The organism is Microbacterium sp. TW_SC_2 (assembly GCF_055361165.1).
This window is the reverse complement of the sequence record NZ_CM143952.1, coordinates 1,807,617-1,822,007: the sequence shown is the minus strand read 5'-3', so window position 1 is coordinate 1,822,007 and position 14,391 is coordinate 1,807,617. Positions and strand designations below refer to the sequence as shown.

General features: G+C 69.3%; 18 protein-coding genes. 9 read left to right on the top strand and 9 right to left on the bottom strand.

Annotated elements, in window-relative coordinates; translation table 11 throughout:
- The first annotated feature begins 27 nt into the window (after window positions 1-27).
- The 5 genes from ACWA14_RS08640 (at window position 28) to ACWA14_RS08620 (ending at window position 4,231) form a co-directional block, all read left to right on the top strand.
- Entirely contained in the window at window positions 28-618 is a 591-nt protein-coding gene (locus ACWA14_RS08640) for a biotin transporter BioY (RefSeq protein ID WP_463792468.1), read from the top strand.
- Complete coding sequence (locus tag ACWA14_RS08635) at window positions 608-1,300, top strand: energy-coupling factor ABC transporter ATP-binding protein (RefSeq protein ID WP_463792466.1); 693 nt, start codon at window positions 608-610, stop codon at window positions 1,298-1,300. Before ACWA14_RS08640 ends, ACWA14_RS08635 begins: the two co-directional genes overlap by 11 nt.
- Window positions 1,297-1,890: an energy-coupling factor transporter transmembrane component T gene (locus ACWA14_RS08630; protein ID WP_463792463.1), complete on the top strand. Its 594-nt coding sequence runs from the start codon at window positions 1,297-1,299 to the stop codon at window positions 1,888-1,890. Before ACWA14_RS08635 ends, ACWA14_RS08630 begins: the two co-directional genes overlap by 4 nt.
- Before the next feature lie 124 nt (window positions 1,891-2,014).
- A complete protein-coding gene (locus tag ACWA14_RS08625; RefSeq protein WP_463792461.1) occupies window positions 2,015-3,613 on the top strand; it encodes an ABC-F family ATP-binding cassette domain-containing protein in 1,599 nt (532 codons plus the stop codon).
- Between the two features lie 33 nt (window positions 3,614-3,646).
- Window positions 3,647-4,231, top strand: coding sequence for a pyridoxamine 5'-phosphate oxidase family protein (locus ACWA14_RS08620; RefSeq protein WP_463792459.1), 585 nt, complete (start codon window positions 3,647-3,649; stop codon window positions 4,229-4,231).
- A gap of 18 nt (window positions 4,232-4,249) precedes the next feature.
- Here ACWA14_RS08620 and ACWA14_RS08615 read toward each other — a convergent pair whose 3' ends face one another.
- The 4 genes from ACWA14_RS08615 to ACWA14_RS08600 form a co-directional block, all read right to left on the bottom strand.
- The gene (locus tag ACWA14_RS08615) at window positions 4,250-5,065 is read right to left on the bottom strand and encodes an SURF1 family cytochrome oxidase biogenesis protein (protein WP_463792457.1); all 816 of its coding nucleotides are present in this window, start codon (window positions 5,063-5,065) and stop codon (window positions 4,250-4,252) included.
- A complete protein-coding gene (locus ACWA14_RS08610) occupies window positions 5,062-5,256 on the bottom strand; it encodes a hypothetical protein (RefSeq protein WP_463792455.1) in 195 nt (64 codons plus the stop codon). The genes ACWA14_RS08615 and ACWA14_RS08610 overlap by 4 nt, the downstream gene beginning before the upstream one ends.
- Window positions 5,253-5,603 (bottom strand): DUF3099 domain-containing protein, encoded by a 351-nt coding sequence (locus tag ACWA14_RS08605; protein WP_463792453.1) that lies wholly within the window; start codon window positions 5,601-5,603, stop codon window positions 5,253-5,255. Before ACWA14_RS08605 ends, ACWA14_RS08610 begins: the two co-directional genes overlap by 4 nt.
- Before the next feature lie 76 nt (window positions 5,604-5,679).
- Complete coding sequence (locus tag ACWA14_RS08600; protein ID WP_463792452.1) at window positions 5,680-6,099, bottom strand: DUF4190 domain-containing protein; 420 nt, start codon at window positions 6,097-6,099, stop codon at window positions 5,680-5,682.
- 322 nt (window positions 6,100-6,421) lie between these two features.
- Here ACWA14_RS08600 and ACWA14_RS08595 point away from each other — a divergent pair, with 322 nt between their 5' ends.
- Entirely contained in the window at window positions 6,422-7,132 is a 711-nt protein-coding gene (locus ACWA14_RS08595; protein ID WP_463792451.1) for a beta-ketoacyl-ACP reductase, read from the top strand.
- Window positions 7,133-7,180: 48 nt separating this feature from the next.
- Here the strand turns inward: ACWA14_RS08595 and ACWA14_RS08590 are convergent, their stop codons facing one another.
- The 4 genes from ACWA14_RS08590 to glgC are packed head-to-tail and all read right to left on the bottom strand — an operon-like array spanning window position 7,181 to window position 10,659.
- On the bottom strand, window positions 7,181-7,876 hold the full coding sequence (locus tag ACWA14_RS08590; RefSeq protein WP_463792450.1) for an alpha/beta fold hydrolase: 696 nt from the start codon (window positions 7,874-7,876) through the stop codon (window positions 7,181-7,183).
- A 49-nt stretch (window positions 7,877-7,925) separates the two neighbouring features.
- Window positions 7,926-8,678 carry a BUD32 family EKC/KEOPS complex subunit gene (locus tag ACWA14_RS08585; RefSeq protein ID WP_463792449.1) on the bottom strand — a complete coding sequence of 251 codons (753 nt, stop codon included), beginning with the start codon at window positions 8,676-8,678 and terminating at the stop codon, window positions 7,926-7,928.
- 53 nt (window positions 8,679-8,731) lie between these two features.
- Window positions 8,732-9,367, bottom strand: coding sequence for a phosphoserine phosphatase SerB (gene serB, locus ACWA14_RS08580; protein WP_463792448.1), 636 nt, complete (start codon window positions 9,365-9,367; stop codon window positions 8,732-8,734).
- 50 nt (window positions 9,368-9,417) lie between these two features.
- Entirely contained in the window at window positions 9,418-10,659 is a 1,242-nt protein-coding gene (glgC, locus tag ACWA14_RS08575; protein ID WP_463792446.1) for a glucose-1-phosphate adenylyltransferase, read from the bottom strand.
- Window positions 10,660-10,705: 46 nt separating this feature from the next.
- On the opposite strand from glgC, the gene glgA reads away from it, so the two are divergent.
- The 3 genes from glgA (at window position 10,706) to ACWA14_RS08560 (ending at window position 13,043) form a co-directional block, all read left to right on the top strand.
- Complete coding sequence (gene glgA / locus ACWA14_RS08570; RefSeq protein ID WP_463792444.1) at window positions 10,706-11,890, top strand: glycogen synthase; 1,185 nt, start codon at window positions 10,706-10,708, stop codon at window positions 11,888-11,890.
- A 17-nt stretch (window positions 11,891-11,907) separates the two neighbouring features.
- Complete coding sequence (locus ACWA14_RS08565) at window positions 11,908-12,693, top strand: ABC transporter ATP-binding protein (RefSeq protein WP_463792442.1); 786 nt, start codon at window positions 11,908-11,910, stop codon at window positions 12,691-12,693.
- A 92-nt stretch (window positions 12,694-12,785) separates the two neighbouring features.
- A complete protein-coding gene (locus tag ACWA14_RS08560; protein WP_463792440.1) occupies window positions 12,786-13,043 on the top strand; it encodes a type B 50S ribosomal protein L31 in 258 nt (85 codons plus the stop codon).
- A gap of 90 nt (window positions 13,044-13,133) precedes the next feature.
- On the opposite strand, the gene ACWA14_RS08555 is transcribed toward ACWA14_RS08560, so the two are convergent.
- Entirely contained in the window at window positions 13,134-14,381 is a 1,248-nt protein-coding gene (locus ACWA14_RS08555) for an alpha/beta fold hydrolase (protein WP_463792438.1), read from the bottom strand.
- Window positions 14,382-14,391: the final 10 nt, after the last annotated feature.

Sequence of the window (14,391 nt, the reverse complement as noted above, 5' to 3'; positions counted from 1 at the left end):
TTCACGAGGGTCGACGGAAGGACCACCATGACCGAGAATCGCAGCGACGTGGGGCGCGAGCTGGGACGGGTGGCCGTCTTCGCCGCCCTCATCGTCGTGCTGGGCACCATCACCGTGCCCCTGCCGGGCGGCGTGCCGATCACAGCCCAGACCCTCGGCGTGATGCTGGCAGGTGCCGTGCTCGGGCCGCGCCGCGGGCCGCTGGCGGTGCTTCTCGTGCTCGCCCTCGCCGCCGTGGGGCTTCCGGTGCTCTCCGGCGGCCGCGGGGGGATCGGCGTGTTCGTGGGGCCGACCGCCGGATACCTGATCGGGTGGGTGGCGGGTGCGATCGTGATCGGCCTGATCGTGCACGGCGGGCGGGTCACCGTGTGGCGCACGGCCCTGGGCGCCGTCACGGGCGGCATCCTCGTCGTGTACGTGTTCGGCGTCCCGGTGCAGAGCCTCGTGCTCGGTCTCGACCTCGCTCCCACGGCCCTTTCGAGCCTGGTCTTCCTGCCCGGGGATCTGTTGAAGGTTGCAGCGGCGACCGCTCTCACCCTGGCGCTGCGGCGCGCGTACCCGCCCGCGTTCGGCATCGCCCGGGGTGCCGCGGGGTCGGTGGCGCAGAGTGCGGGCTGAGACCGCGCTGCGCACGATCGTCCTCGATCACGTCTCGGTCGAGATCGACGGGCGCCCCGTGCTGACCGACGTCTCGCTGAGCCTCGCCGCCGCCCGCATCGCGGTCATCGGCGCGAACGGATCGGGGAAGTCCACCTTCGCGCGCCTGCTCAACGGGCTGGCGGCGCCGTCGTCCGGTGCCGTGTCCGTGCAGGGGCGCGACACCGTGCGGGATCTGACCGAGGTGCGACGGCGGGTCGGGTTCGTGTTCACCGATCCGGCTGCGCAGATCCTGATGCCGACCCCGGCGGAGGATCTGGCGCTGTCCCTTCGGGGGCGCCCGCGCGCCGAGATCGCGGAACGGGTCCGCGCGGCTCTCGACGAGCACGGGCTCTCCGACCACGCCGACGTCCCGTCGTACGGGCTGTCCGGCGGGCAGAAGCAGATGCTCGCGCTCGCTTCCGTGCTCATCACGCGGCCGGAACTCATCGTCGCCGACGAACCGACCACCCTGCTCGATCTGCGCAACGCGCGGCGGATCGGCGACCTGCTTCTGACGCTGACCGCCCAGGTCGTGCTCGTCACGCATGACCTCGACCTCGCCTCCCGCTGCGATGAGGCGGTGCTCTTCCACGACGGACGGCTCGCCGACGTCGGCGCGCCCGGCGAGGTCATCGCGGCATACCGTCGGATGTGCGGGTGATCCAGCTGTATCGGCCGGGCGAGAGCATCCTCCACCGTGCGCCGGCGAGCCTCAAGCTCGCACTGCTCGCGAGCGGAGCGCTCCTCCTGTCTCTGGTGCCGCTCGACGCGCTCAGCGTGGGCTTCGCGCTCGGCAGCGCGTGCGCGTCATTCCTGCTCGCCGGTCTCTCCCCACGTGTCATCGGGCAGGAGCTCTGGCGTATTCGGTGGCTGGTTCTGGTGCTGGCTCTGGCCCTCGCGCTCCTCGTGTCACCCTTGACCGCCTGGATCAACACCGGCCGCGTCGTGACGATCCTCCTCGCCGCAAGTCTGCTCACCCTGACCACGCGGATGAGCGCGCTGCTCGACGTCCTCCACCGACTGCTCGCTCCGTTGCGCCGGCTCGGTGTGGACGCCGACGCCGTGGCGATGACCCTCGCGCTCACGCTCACGATGATCCCGGTCGTCGCCGGCTTCGCGCAGCGCGTGGGGGAGGCGCAACGTGCCCGCGGGGTGAGGCTCGGCGTCCGCGCGGCCGTGCCCCTGCTCGTCCTGGCCCTGCGGCACGCCGACGACGTGGGCGACGCCCTGGTCGCGCGCGGCATCCGGTGAGGGGCGGTGCGCGGGAGGGCCGTCTTCCTGACCCCCGGCGCGGACTCCTCCCAGCCGGAGCCGCTTATACTGGGAGTTTGGCCCCTCGGCCGCCCCTCCACCCCCGAAGAACGGATATCCCGCTGTGCTTGCCGTGCACGACCTCGAGATCCGCGTGGGCGCACGCATGCTCATGCAGAACGTTTCGTTCCGCGTCGCCGACGGCGACAAGATCGGACTGGTCGGCCGCAACGGCGCCGGGAAGACGACGCTGACCAAGGTGCTCGCGGGTGATGTGCTGCCGTCGGGAGGGTCTGTGACGCGGTCCGGCGAGCTCGGGTACCTTCCCCAGGACCCCCGCTCCGGGAACCCCGAGGACCTCGCTCGCACGCGCATCCTCGACGCCCGCGGGCTCGGCCAGCTGAACCTCGGCATGTCGGAGGCTGCGCTGGACATGGGGTCCGACGACCCTGCCGTCGCGGCCAAGGCCATGAAGCGCTACGCCCAGCTGACCGAGCGGTTCGAGGCGCAGGGCGGGTACGCCGCGGAGGCGCAGGCCGCGTCGATCGCGCACAACCTCTCCCTGCCCGACCGCATCCTCGATCAGCCGCTGTCGACGCTCTCGGGTGGTCAGCGCCGCCGCATCGAGCTCGCGCGCATCCTGTTCTCGGACGCCCAGACGATGATCCTCGACGAGCCGACCAACCACCTCGACGCCGACAGCGTCGTCTGGCTGCGCGAGTTCCTCAAGGGCTACAAGGGCGGGCTGATCGTGATCAGCCACGACGTGGAACTGGTCGGCGAGACGGTGAACCGCGTCTTCTACCTCGACGCGAACCGTCAGATCATCGACACGTACAACATGAACTGGAAGAACTACCTGCGTCAGCGGGTGGCCGACGAGGAGCGCCGCAAGAAGGAGCGCGCCAACGTCGAGAAGAAGGCGACGACGCTGCAGCTCCAGGCGGCGCGCTTCGGTGCGAAGGCTTCCAAGGCGGCGGCCGCGCACCAGATGGTCGCCCGCGCGGAGAAGATGCTCGCCGGACTCGACGACGTGCGTCAGGAAGAGCGCGTGGCCAAGCTGCGCTTCCCGAAGCCGGCGCCCTGCGGCAAGACGCCGCTCATGGCATCGGGACTGTCGAAGTCGTACGGATCCCTGGAGATCTTCACCGACGTCGACCTCGCGATCGATCGCGGCTCGAAGGTCGTCATCCTCGGCCTCAACGGTGCGGGAAAGACCACGCTGCTGCGGATGCTCGCGGGTGTCGACACCCCCGACACCGGGCAGCTCGAGCCCGGCCACGGTCTCAAAGTCGGCTATTACGCGCAGGAGCATGAGAACCTCGACGTGGGACGGTCCGTGCTCGAGAACATGGTCTCGGCCGCACCGCACATCACCGAGACCGAGGCGCGGAAGGTGCTCGGCTCGTTCCTGTTCACCGGCGACGACGTGCTGAAGCCGGCCGGTGTGCTGTCCGGCGGTGAGAAGACGCGCCTGTCGCTGGCGACGCTCGTCGTCTCCTCCGCGAACCTGCTGCTCCTCGACGAGCCGACGAACAACCTCGACCCCGCGTCGCGCGAAGAGATCCTCGGAGCGCTCGCGCACTACGAGGGCGCGGTGGTGCTGGTCTCGCACGACCCGGGCGCAGTGCAGTCCCTCAACCCCGAGCGCGTCCTCATCCTGCCCGACGGCGTGGAGGACATCTGGAGTCAGGACTACCAGGACCTGATCGAACTGGCGTGAGCCCGGCGTCATCCTCGTGGCATAGTCGAGAGTGTGACGCATACCGATCAGAACTCTGACGTCGTTCCTCTGAACCAGTGGCTCCGAGGCCGCCATGCTCTCACCGGCACGGCTCCGGAGTGGGATCTCGACCTGCTGCCGACGGATCCGGCAGAGCTGTTCCACGAGTGGCTTCTCGGGGCGGCGAGAGACGGCGTTCCGGAGCCCCAGGTCGCGACGCTCGCGACAGTGGATGCCGATGGTGTCCCCGATGCGAGAGCGCTCATCCTGAAGAGCGTCGACGAGCGCGGATGGAGCGTCGCCAGCACGCGGTCCTCCCGCAAGGGGGCGCAGTTGGCTGCTGCTCCCGCGGCGGCTCTGAACTTCTGGTGGCAGCCGCAGGTACGCGCGGTCCGCGTGCGCGGTCACGTGCAGGAGGCGACCGCCGAGGAGAGTGCCGCGGATCTGGCCGCCCGTTCAGCGGCGGCGCGGGCGGGCGTCGCGCCCGGCGACTGGGTGCTGTGGCGGATCGTCCCGGCACGGATCGAGTTCTGGCAGGGATCGAGAGATCGCCGACACACGCGCGTCGTCTACGAGCGAGCGGGCGAGGGTTGGTCGCACGCCATCACCCACGACTGAGCGTCCGCGACACCCGCGTCAGACGTTCGCGTCGAGGAGCTCGTCTTCGACGTCGGCATCCTTGTCGCGGCGTCGCGGAGTCTTCACCGGCGTCGGGATGCCCTCGACCTCTTCGCGGTGCTTCACGATCTCGGTGCGGATGATGTAGCCGATGAAGATGAAGCCCATGATCGCGAACAGGATCCACTGGATCGCGTACGAGAGGTGCGGCCCGGGGTCGTCGGTCGGGGACGAGAACCCGCCGAGCGCCGTCGCCGCCGCGGGATCCTCGCTGATCAGCTGTCCGTAGGCACCGGTGATCACGTCGCCCTCCACGAGATCGGCGATCGTGGGCAGATTGATGGTCGCGACCTGACCCTCGGGTGCCCCCCGTCCGGATGCGGGGACCTGCTCGCCCGGACGCAGCCGGACGATGACCTCGACCTCGCCCGCGGGCGGCTTGGCCACGGAGTCCGGCGAGTCGCCGTCTCCCGGCGGCACCCATCCGCGATCGACGATGAAGACGCGGCCGTCGACGTCGCGGAACGGCACCAGCACCTCGAAAGCGCTGGTTCCGCCGTGCGGGCGGTTGCGCACGAGGAGCTGCTGGTCGACGAGATATTCGCCGCGCAGGATCACAGGGTGCCACTCGTCTCCGGGCATCAGTCGTCCGTCGGCGCCGATGAGCTCCGACAGGGCGACCGGATCAGCATCGTAGTTCTGCTCGACCAGGGCGATCTGGTCCGCACGGTTCTCGTTGCGCTCGAACTGCCACTGCGACAGGAAGACACAGGCGACCGCGAATCCGATCGCGATCAGCACATACACGAACCATCGCGTCATCCGCCGACTCATGCGGGAACCCCTGCGCGGACGGCGACGGGGAAGTCACGGGCGGCCAGATAGTCGTGCAGGAACGCGACGTGCTCGTCGCAGGCGAGCCAGACCTTCTCCCGGTCGGCCGCGTGGATGCGCGGATTGCGCCACACCACATGCTGAGTCGCCGCATGCCGGCAGCCGGCGCGCGAGCATTCGAGTTCGGTCACGCCTCGTCCCGCCGCGTCTCGGTGATGCGGAACACCTGCGGTCCGCTGTCGTCGAGCGGTTCCGGCACGACGCGCGGCGCTTCCACCTGCAGCAGAGGAGATTCCGCGCCGGCATCATTGCTGTCGCTGCCCGCGTTCGCGAAGACGACCGCGATGTAGGGCAGGACCGCCGCAGCGATTGCGAAGACCCACGTGTACCAGCCGTAGGGCTGGATCAGCACCATCAGGAAGAAGCAGGCGATACGGATCGACATCGTGATGGCGTAGCGGCGCACGCGATGGTCACTCTCGGCCTGCGGAGACTCCGGCAGGGAGGTGACGGCGGGTACGGCGCGCTTGCTCTTCACGATGCCTCCAGCCTACGCCGGAACGTGCGCCTCGGCGCGCCCGAGAAGCGGGTTTCCGGGGCGGAATACGACCGCGTCAGCTGCTGAACAGGAACGGGAGCGTGAAGGCCCCGAAGAACACGAAGCTGATGACCGTGACGACGACGCCGAGTGCCAGGAAACCGAGCATGATGTAGCCGATGATCAGACCGGCGAAGGCGATGCCTCGTCCGCCGATCGCGCTGTTCGCCCGTGTCTGCTTGAGTGCCATGTGCCCGGTGATCACGGCGGCGACCGCGGCGAGGACCGGGAAGATGAGCCAGCTGAACACGACGCTCACGATGGCGCAGACGAGCGAGGTGATCGCCAGGCCGCTGGTCGGCCGGGCGACCGGGTACGAGGGCGTGCCGTATCCGGGCTGCGGGGCGGCTCCATAGGGCTGTGGGGGTGCGCCGTAGGGCTGTGGGGGTGCGCCGTAGGGCTGTGTCGGCGATCCGTACTGCTGCGGAGGTGACACGTACTGCTGCGGGGCAGGCGCGTTGTACGCGGGCGGCGGTGCGGCGGCCGATGGTGACGGCGGGGCGTAGGGCGCTGCGCCATAGGACGGCGCGGCTCCCGGGTAGGCCTGCGTCGGCGCAGGCGGGACGGGAGGAACAGGAGGGACGGGAGGAGGATTCCGCGCCGGTTCGCCTGCGGAGGGAGGGATGCTGTTGTCGCTCACGCGGAAGCCTTTCGTCCCGTTCAGCGTTCCAGCAGCACCCGCTTCTGTCAAACGTCCGGCTCGATAGGATCGAGGTGGTTCCGTCGCGGGACCATCGGATACATCAGGAGTGATACCCATGAGTGCTCAGCGCGTCGTCCTCGTCACCGGAGGCAACCGCGGCATCGGTCGTGCGATCGCCGAGCGTTTCGTGCGCGACGGCTATCGGGTGGCCGTGACCGCACGGAGCGGCGAAGGTCCGGAAGGCACGCTGACGGTCCGCGCCGACGTCACGGACGCCGCAGCCCTGGATGCCGCGTTCACCGAGGTGGAGCAGCAGCTCGGCCCGGTCGAGATCGTCGTCGCCAATGCCGGCATCACGAAGGACACGCTGCTGATGCGCATGAGCGAGGACGACTTCGACAGCGTCGTCGCCACCAACCTCGGCGGGACCTTCCGCGTGGTCAAGCGGGCGTCGAAGGCGATGCTGCGTGCACGGTTCGGTCGCATCATCCTCATCTCCAGCGTCGTCGGGCTCTACGGCTCCGCCGGACAGGTCAACTACTCGGCGTCGAAGAGCGCGCTGGTCGGTTTCGCGCGATCGCTGACCCGCGAGCTCGGCGCGCGCGGCATCACCGCGAACGTCGTCGCCCCCGGATTCATCGAGACGGACATGACCGCCGAGCTCCCGGAGGCGACGCAGAAGCAGTACAAGGCCAGCATCCCTGCGGGCCGTTTCGCGACGCCGGATGAAGTGGCCGGTGTCGTCACCTGGCTGGCGAGTGACGACTCCGGATACATCTCCGGTGCGGTGATCCCGGTCGACGGCGGCCTCGGAATGGGCCACTGACTCAGTCCACCGGCGCACGTCGCCGGCGCCCGTGGCAGACGTCGGCTGTCACCGGTCGATCGCGGCGATGATCAGCTCGGCGAGTCTGGTCGGCACGGTGAACTGCGGCCAATGGGCCGATCCGATCCGCACGATCTCGGCATCGTCGATGGCGCGGTACTCGGCCGCGTAGCCACCCCACTCGCCGATCATCGCCTCGAACTCCGCCTGGTCGATCCCGCCCATCAAGAGCGTGACCGGCACGCGGTGACGGGCCTCCTGCGTGAGCGCGATCGGTTCGGTGGGAACCCGCGCGGGTACGCTGCGGGTCAGCGGCAGCGTCCGTGCCCGGGTGGCGTCGTCGAGATCATGCACGTCCTCATCGGGGAAGAAGTCCCACCCGGGGAACGGGATGACGCCGTCCACGACATCGAACTCGCTGATCCCTGCTCCGGGCGGCGGTGGCACGGTGTCGACGAAGACGACGCGGGCCACACGATCAGGCCGGGCATCGGCGACGCCCCACGCCACGTTGCCGCCGCCACTGTGACCGACGACGACGCACGGCCCGGGGAGCGCGTCGACCGCGCGTACCGCGGCATCGACCCAGTCGGTCATCCCGATCTCGGACGACTCGGCCGCGTCGGCTCCGACGCCCGGCATCGTCAGGGGATGAGGGCGGTGCCCGGCATTCTCGAGCGCGGGGATCACGGTGTTCCAACTCGACGCCTCGAGCCAGAGACCGGGGATGAGGATGATGTCCATGGGCAGACGCTACCTCCGGTCACCGACATCCGCGACACCCCCGGACGGATCACGGCGCTGTGAGGGCGTCCTGCCAGATCTCGGCATGCTCCTGCAGATATCGGGCGACGGCATCCCAGTGCGCTCCGTGCCCGGCGGTGTACATCGACCCCCAGGGCTCCCGCCCGTCGCGGTGCGCGGTCGCGAGAAGGTCGTGCATCGCCCAGGCGCGGCGGGGGAGCGCCGTCGCGAGGTCGCCGCGCAGCCGGAGATCGGCACGATAGCCGTCGACGAAGGCCCGCAGGTCGTCGGCGGCACGCGCGGGGTCCGCCGCGGCATCGTTGAGGGTGAATGCCTGGGCGGAGTACGCGAGATCCCAGAGACGCGTGCTCGCCGACGCGCCGTCCCCGTCGATGAACACCCAGCGCTCTCCGATCAGCAGGTTCCACGGCGAGAGGTCGCCGTGGCAGACGAGGTCGGGGTCGGCGACGGGGATCAGCGCGGGACCGAGTCCGAGCGCATCGGCATCGAGCCCTTCGCTGGCATCGTGGATCGCCCGGACGAGCGCCCCGACCCGCCCGAGGTCGTCGTGCGACAGCGCGGGGGAGTTCATCGCGAGCGGTCCGACCACGTACTCGCTCATCAGGCGACCCTGCGCATCCCTCCCGAGCGGCGCGGGAAGATCGACCCCGCGCTCCCGAAGCAGGCGCATGTACTCGAGGACACCCGGCGAATGCGCGGACCAGGGCTTGCGGACCGTGTCACCGACGCGGACCACGCCGGCGCTCGCGTTGCCCCCGGACAGGGGGATCTCCTGCTGCATCCCGCCAGCGTACGCAGGATCGACGGACGCCGTCGGCGGCTCAGCGCCGGGTGCTAGGGAAGCAGCGGGATCACCGCGGAGAGATCTTGCGGGCCGATCACGAGGCTCGCGGCGGCACGGACCGCAGGCTTCGCATTGAACGCGAGGCCAAGGCCGGCTTCCGCCATCATCTGCAGATCGTTCGCGCCGTCGCCGATCGCGATCGTCGCCGTGTGCGGCACGCCGAGCTCATCCGCCCAGGCGCGCAGCGTCGCCGCCTTCGCCGCGGCATCGACGATGTCTCCGTCGACCTCGCCGGTCAGGTGGCCGTCGACGATCTGCAGGCGGTTCGCGCGCCAGCGGTCGACACCCAGGTCCGGAGCGATGTGGTCGAGGATCTCGTGGAAGCCGCCGGACACGACCGCCACGACACCTCCGCGTTCGTGGACCGCCGCGGTCAGGGCCTGCACGCCGGGGGTGGGCCGGATGCGCGCGCGCACCCTCTCGAAGGACTCCTCGGGTACGCCGCGCAGCGCCGCCACACGGGAGCGCAGGCTCTCCGCGAAGTCGACCTCGCCGCGCATCGCCGCCTCGGTCGCGGCCTGCACCTCCGCGCGCCGTCCCGCCTCGTCGGCGAGCAACTCGATCACCTCGTCGCGGATGAGGGTGGAATCGGCGTCGAGGACGACGAGGAAGCGCGCAGTGGTCACCCGAGAAAGCCTAGCGAGCCGGGCCCGCCCTCGACGACCGCGTGACGCGCTCAGCGCTCGATGAAGACGCCCTTGCCGACCACGGTGATGCCCGACTCGGTGACCGTGAAGCCGCGGGCCAGGTCGCGTTCGCGATCGACGCCGACGGTCGCGCCGTCGGCGAGCACGACGTTCTTGTCGAGGATCGCGCGATGCACCCGGGAGCCGGAACCGATCTGCACATGGTCGAACACCACGGAGTCGGTGATCGTCGATCCCCCACCGGCCAGTGTCCACGGACCCACGACGCTGCGCTCCAGATGTGTGCCCGAGAGCACGGAGCCGAGCGACACGATCGAGTCGATCGCGTTGCCGATGCGTCCGACCGAATCACGGACGAATTTCGCGGGAGGCGAGTTGACCGCCTGCGAGTGGATCGGCCACTCCATGTTGTACAGGTTGAAGATCGGCAGGGTCGAGATCAGGTCCCGGTGGGCGTCGTAGAACGAGTCGATCGTGCCCACGTCGCGCCAGTACGAACGGTCGCGGGGAGAGGATCCCGGGACCTCGTTCTGCTTCATGTCGTAGTAGCCGGCCTCGCCGCGGTCGACGAAGTACGGCACGATGTCGCCGCCCATGTCGTGCCCGGAGGTGGAGGACTCGCCGTCGGTCTCGACGGCCTCGATCAGTGCATCCGTGTCGAAGATGTAGTTGCCCATCGAGGCGAGGACCTCGTGCGGGGAATCGTCGAGTCCTGCGGGATCGGCCGGCTTCTCGAGGAACTGCTTGATGCGGCCGGTGCTCGAGTCCGCATCGATCACACCGAACTGCGAGGCGAGCGAGATCGGCTGTCGGATGCCGGCGACCGTCGCCTTGGCGCCCGAGGCGATGTGGGCGTCGAGCATCTGCCGGAAGTCCATGCGGTAGACGTGGTCCGCTCCGATCACGACGACGATGTCCGGCTTCTCGTCGTTGATCAGGTTGAGGCTCTGCAGGATGGCGTCCGCGGATCCCGAGAACCATCGCTTGCCCAGCCGCTGCTGGGCGGGAACCGACGTCACGTAGGAGTCGAGGAGCGCCGACATGCGCCACGTCTGCGAGATGTGACGGTCGAGACTGTGCGACTTGTACTGCGTCAGCACGACGACCTGGCGCAGTCCGGAATTGATGAGATTCGAGATCGCGAAATCGATGAGCCTGTACTGCCCACCGAAGGGCACTGCGGGTTTTGCGCGGTCTGCGGTGAGCGGCATGAGTCGCTTGCCCTCACCACCGGCGAGGATGATCCCGAAAACCTTCTTTGGAGCCGACATGGCTCCACCATAGATTGGATTCGGCTCGCTGTACTAGCGTTCAGGCATGCGAGTTGAAATGATCACCAAGGAGTATCCGCCGGAGATCTACGGCGGTGCGGGGGTGCACGTCGCCGAGCTCGTGACCGCACTGCGTGAGAGCATCGACGTGCGCGTGCGGGCCTTCGGGGCCCCCCGGGACGAGCCGGGCACCTTCGCCTACTCGACGCCGAGCGGGCTCGCATCGGCGAACGGTGCGCTGCAGACCCTGGGCACGGATCTCGAGATCGTCTCGGCGATCTCCGAGGCCGACATCGTGCACAGCCACACCTGGTACGCGAACTTCGCCGGACACCTCGCCTCGCAGCTGCACGGCATCCCGCACGTGCTCACCGCGCACAGCCTCGAGCCGCTGCGGCCGTGGAAGGCCGAGCAGCTCGGCGGCGGCTATGCCGTGTCGAGCGGGATCGAGAAGCTCGCCTACGAGAACGCGGCCGCCGTCATCGCCGTGAGCGCGGGGATGCGCGCGGACATCCTCCGCAGCTACCCGCAGGTCGATCCCGCCCGAGTGCGTGTGATCCACAACGGCATCGACGTCGAGCGCTGGCGTCCGGTGCAGGACGACGCCTTCCTCGAGTCCGTCGGCATGGACCCCACGCGGCCGTCCGTGGTCTTCGTCGGACGCATCACGCGTCAGAAGGGCCTGCCGTACCTGCTGCAGGCTGCCCGCCTGCTGCCCCCGGAGGTGCAGCTCGTGCTGTGCGCCGGCGCCCCGGACACGCCGGAGATCATGGCGGAGGTCCAGGAGGGGGTTCGGCTGCTGCAGCAGACCCGTGACGGCGTGATCTGGATCGAGCGGATGCTGCCGCGCGAGCAGCTCTCGGCGATCCTGACGGCGGCGACCACGTTCGTGTGCCCCTCGGTCTACGAACCGCTCGGCATCGTCAACCTCGAGGCCATGGCCTGCGGCGCCGCGGTGGTCGGCACCGCGACCGGCGGCATCCCGGAGGTCGTCGCCGATGGCGTCACGGGACGACTGGTGCCGATCGAGCAGTTGCAGGACGGCACTGGAACGCCCGTCGATCCCGACCGCTACGTCGCGGATCTCGCCGCCGTGCTCACCGAGGTCGCCATGGATCCGGAGCGGGCGCGCGAGTACGGGGCGGCCGGCCGCGAGCGGGCGCGCGACGACTTCAGCTGGGGGGCCATCGCCGACACGACCCGCGCGCTCTACGCGGAGCTCACCGCCTGAGCCGATAGGCTGGTCGTATGTCGATCGCCCTGGAATTCACCGACGTCGTCGTGCGCCGCGAGGGCCGCAACATCATCGATCACGTGACCTGGCAGGTCGCCGACGACCAGCGCTGGGTGATCCTCGGACCCAACGGCGCCGGCAAGACGACGCTGCTGCAGCTCGCCGACACGCTCCTGCATCCGACCGCGGGAACGGTCACCGTGCTGGGGGAGACCCTGGGCCGGACCGATGTGTTCGAGGTGCGCCCGCGCATCGGCTTCGCCTCCTCGGCGCTGGCCACGCGCGTGCCGCGGGACGAGACCGTGCTGAACACGGTGCTCACCGCCGCCTTCGCCGTGCTCGGACGATGGAACGAGAGCTACGAGGGCATCGACGAACGCCGCGCCCTCCGCGTCCTCGCCGACTGGAAGCTCGACCACCTCGCCGAGCGCACGTTCGGAACCCTCAGCGACGGTGAGCAGAAGCGTGTGCAGATCGCCCGCGCCGTCATGACCGATCCCGAGCTGCTGCTGCTCGACGAGCCCACGGCCTCGCTCGACCTCGGCTCCCGGGAAGAGCTGCTGGCGCTGCTCGCCGGATACGCCTCGTCGCCCCGGACGCCCGCCATGCTCATGGTGACGCATCACGTCGAGGAGATCCCGCTCGGTTTCACCCATGTGATGCTGCTGCGCGAGGGTCGTGCGGTCGCCGCAGGGCCGATCGAGGAGACGCTCACGGCCGAGTCGCTCACCGAGGCGTTCGGCATGCCGATCACGCTCTCGCGTGAAGACGGACGCTACGCCGCGCGAGCTGCCCTCTGATCCGAGTCTGCTAGACTCGACCCTTGGTGCTTTTCCGCGCCACAGACTTCCCTCGTCCCTGGCACAATCCAGGGCAGCACCTAAGGAATCCCATGAAGACTGACATCCACCCCGAGTACCGGGCCATCGTTTTCCGCGACCTCGGTTCGGGCGAGACGTTCCTCACCCGCTCCACCGTCACCAGCGACAAGACCATCGAGCTGGACGGTGTCGAGTACCCGGTCATCGACGTCGAGATCTCCTCGGCCTCGCACCCGTTCTACACGGGCAAGCAGCGCATCATGGACTCGGCCGGTCGTGTCGAGAAGTTCAACCAGCGCTTCAAGGGCTTCGGCGGCTCCTCCAAGTAAGGACCGTCCGCTCGAAGGCCCCGCACTCTCCGGAGTGCGGGGCCTTCGTCGTGCCGGGGGATGTGTCCGGTCTCGAAGCGGACACGGTGCTCAGCGGATGCGGCGCTGGTGCGCGAGGTCGATGAGGCGGCTCAGCACGGTGCCCGACCGGAGGCCGTTGTGCTCGTGCTCGCTCGTGACCCACAGCTGCACCCCGGGGAGCAGCTTCGCGGTCTCGAGCGAGAACTCCAGCGGGACGTACACGTCGTTCGCGTAGACCGCGGCGGCGCCGGTCGCTCCGGATGCCGCGATCGCGTCGGCGTCGTAAAGACGGGGCCACGCGAACTCCGCGAGCTCGAGAGTGACCTCGCGCCACGGCTGGAAGGCGGGGACGGTCTCGGTCCAGTCGCGCCGGATGTGCTCGCCGGTGAACAGAGTCACGTCGTCCCGGAAGTCGGCGGGTTCCGTGCGCTCGGCCGACCAGCGGGTCGCGTGTCCGTCGGCGTAGCTGGACTCGTGGAAGGCGAAGTAGAGCGGGTTGCGGCCGCCGTACGGCATCGCCTGGGCGAGATCGTGACGGAACGCGTTCGAGCGGTGGTCTCGTTCGAGCAGGGACCACACGGTCTGCCAGCCGTCGTTGGTGCCCAGCGCCGATCCCATCGAACGCAGCCGGGACGGCGAGACGATCTCGCCGTCGGGCAGCACGATGTCTCCCTCCGCGGCGCGGTCGACCAGGCGGCGCATGACATCGCGGTGCTCGGGGAAGCGGCGGTAGTAGTTCTCCGACGCGGTGCGCATCTTGTCGTAGCAGAGCGCGTACACGTCGTCGGGATGCCGTCCGATGGCGCTGAGACCGCCGGTGATGAACACGTCGGCGAGGGACGAGCTGTCGGTCGACAGGTACGCGAGGGTCGTGAACCCGCCGAAGGACTGGCCGAGCACGCTCCAGGTAGCGGCGCCCAGGTGCTCACTCACCGCCTCGCAGTCGCGCACGATCGCATCGGCGCGCAGGTGCGTGAGGTATTCGGCGACGACGGAGGATCCCTGCGCGAGATCGTCATCGCCGATCGGGGTCGACCGTCCGGTGCCGCGCTGGTCGAGCAGCACGAGACGGTAATGCGCGAGCGCTTCGTCGAGCCAGGCGGGGGCTGTGGCGCCGTGGAACGGGCGCGGAGCCTCGTTGCCCGGGCCACCCTGCAGGAAGACCAGGTAGGGGAGCGACTCCCCGCCCTCGCGGGAGACCACCGAGGCGAAGACCTCGATGGTGCGGGTGTCCGCGGGATCACCCCACACGAGGGGGACGGTGAGCGTGTGCTCCTCGACGGTCAGATCCAGCAGACGACGCACGACAGTACTCACCCGTCGAGCC

Bases quoted from the DNA above. Each gene is read 5' to 3' on its own strand.
- ACWA14_RS08640 (WP_463792468.1), top strand. From the start codon at position 28: ATGACCGAGAATCGCAGCGACGTGGGGCGCGAGCTGGGACGGGTGGCC.
- ACWA14_RS08615 (WP_463792457.1), bottom strand. From the start codon at position 5,065: ATGAGTCGGCGGATGACGCGATGGTTCGTGTATGTGCTGATCGCGATC.
- ACWA14_RS08595 (WP_463792451.1), top strand. From the start codon at position 6,422: ATGAGTGCTCAGCGCGTCGTCCTCGTCACCGGAGGCAACCGCGGCATC.
- ACWA14_RS08590 (WP_463792450.1), bottom strand. From the start codon at position 7,876: ATGGACATCATCCTCATCCCCGGTCTCTGGCTCGAGGCGTCGAGTTGG.
- ACWA14_RS08585 (WP_463792449.1), bottom strand. From the start codon at position 8,678: ATGCAGCAGGAGATCCCCCTGTCCGGGGGCAACGCGAGCGCCGGCGTG.
- glgC (WP_463792446.1), bottom strand. From the start codon at position 10,659: ATGTCGGCTCCAAAGAAGGTTTTCGGGATCATCCTCGCCGGTGGTGAG.
- glgA (WP_463792444.1), top strand. From the start codon at position 10,706: ATGCGAGTTGAAATGATCACCAAGGAGTATCCGCCGGAGATCTACGGC.
- ACWA14_RS08565 (WP_463792442.1), top strand. From the start codon at position 11,908: ATGTCGATCGCCCTGGAATTCACCGACGTCGTCGTGCGCCGCGAGGGC.
- ACWA14_RS08560 (WP_463792440.1), top strand. From the start codon at position 12,786: ATGAAGACTGACATCCACCCCGAGTACCGGGCCATCGTTTTCCGCGAC.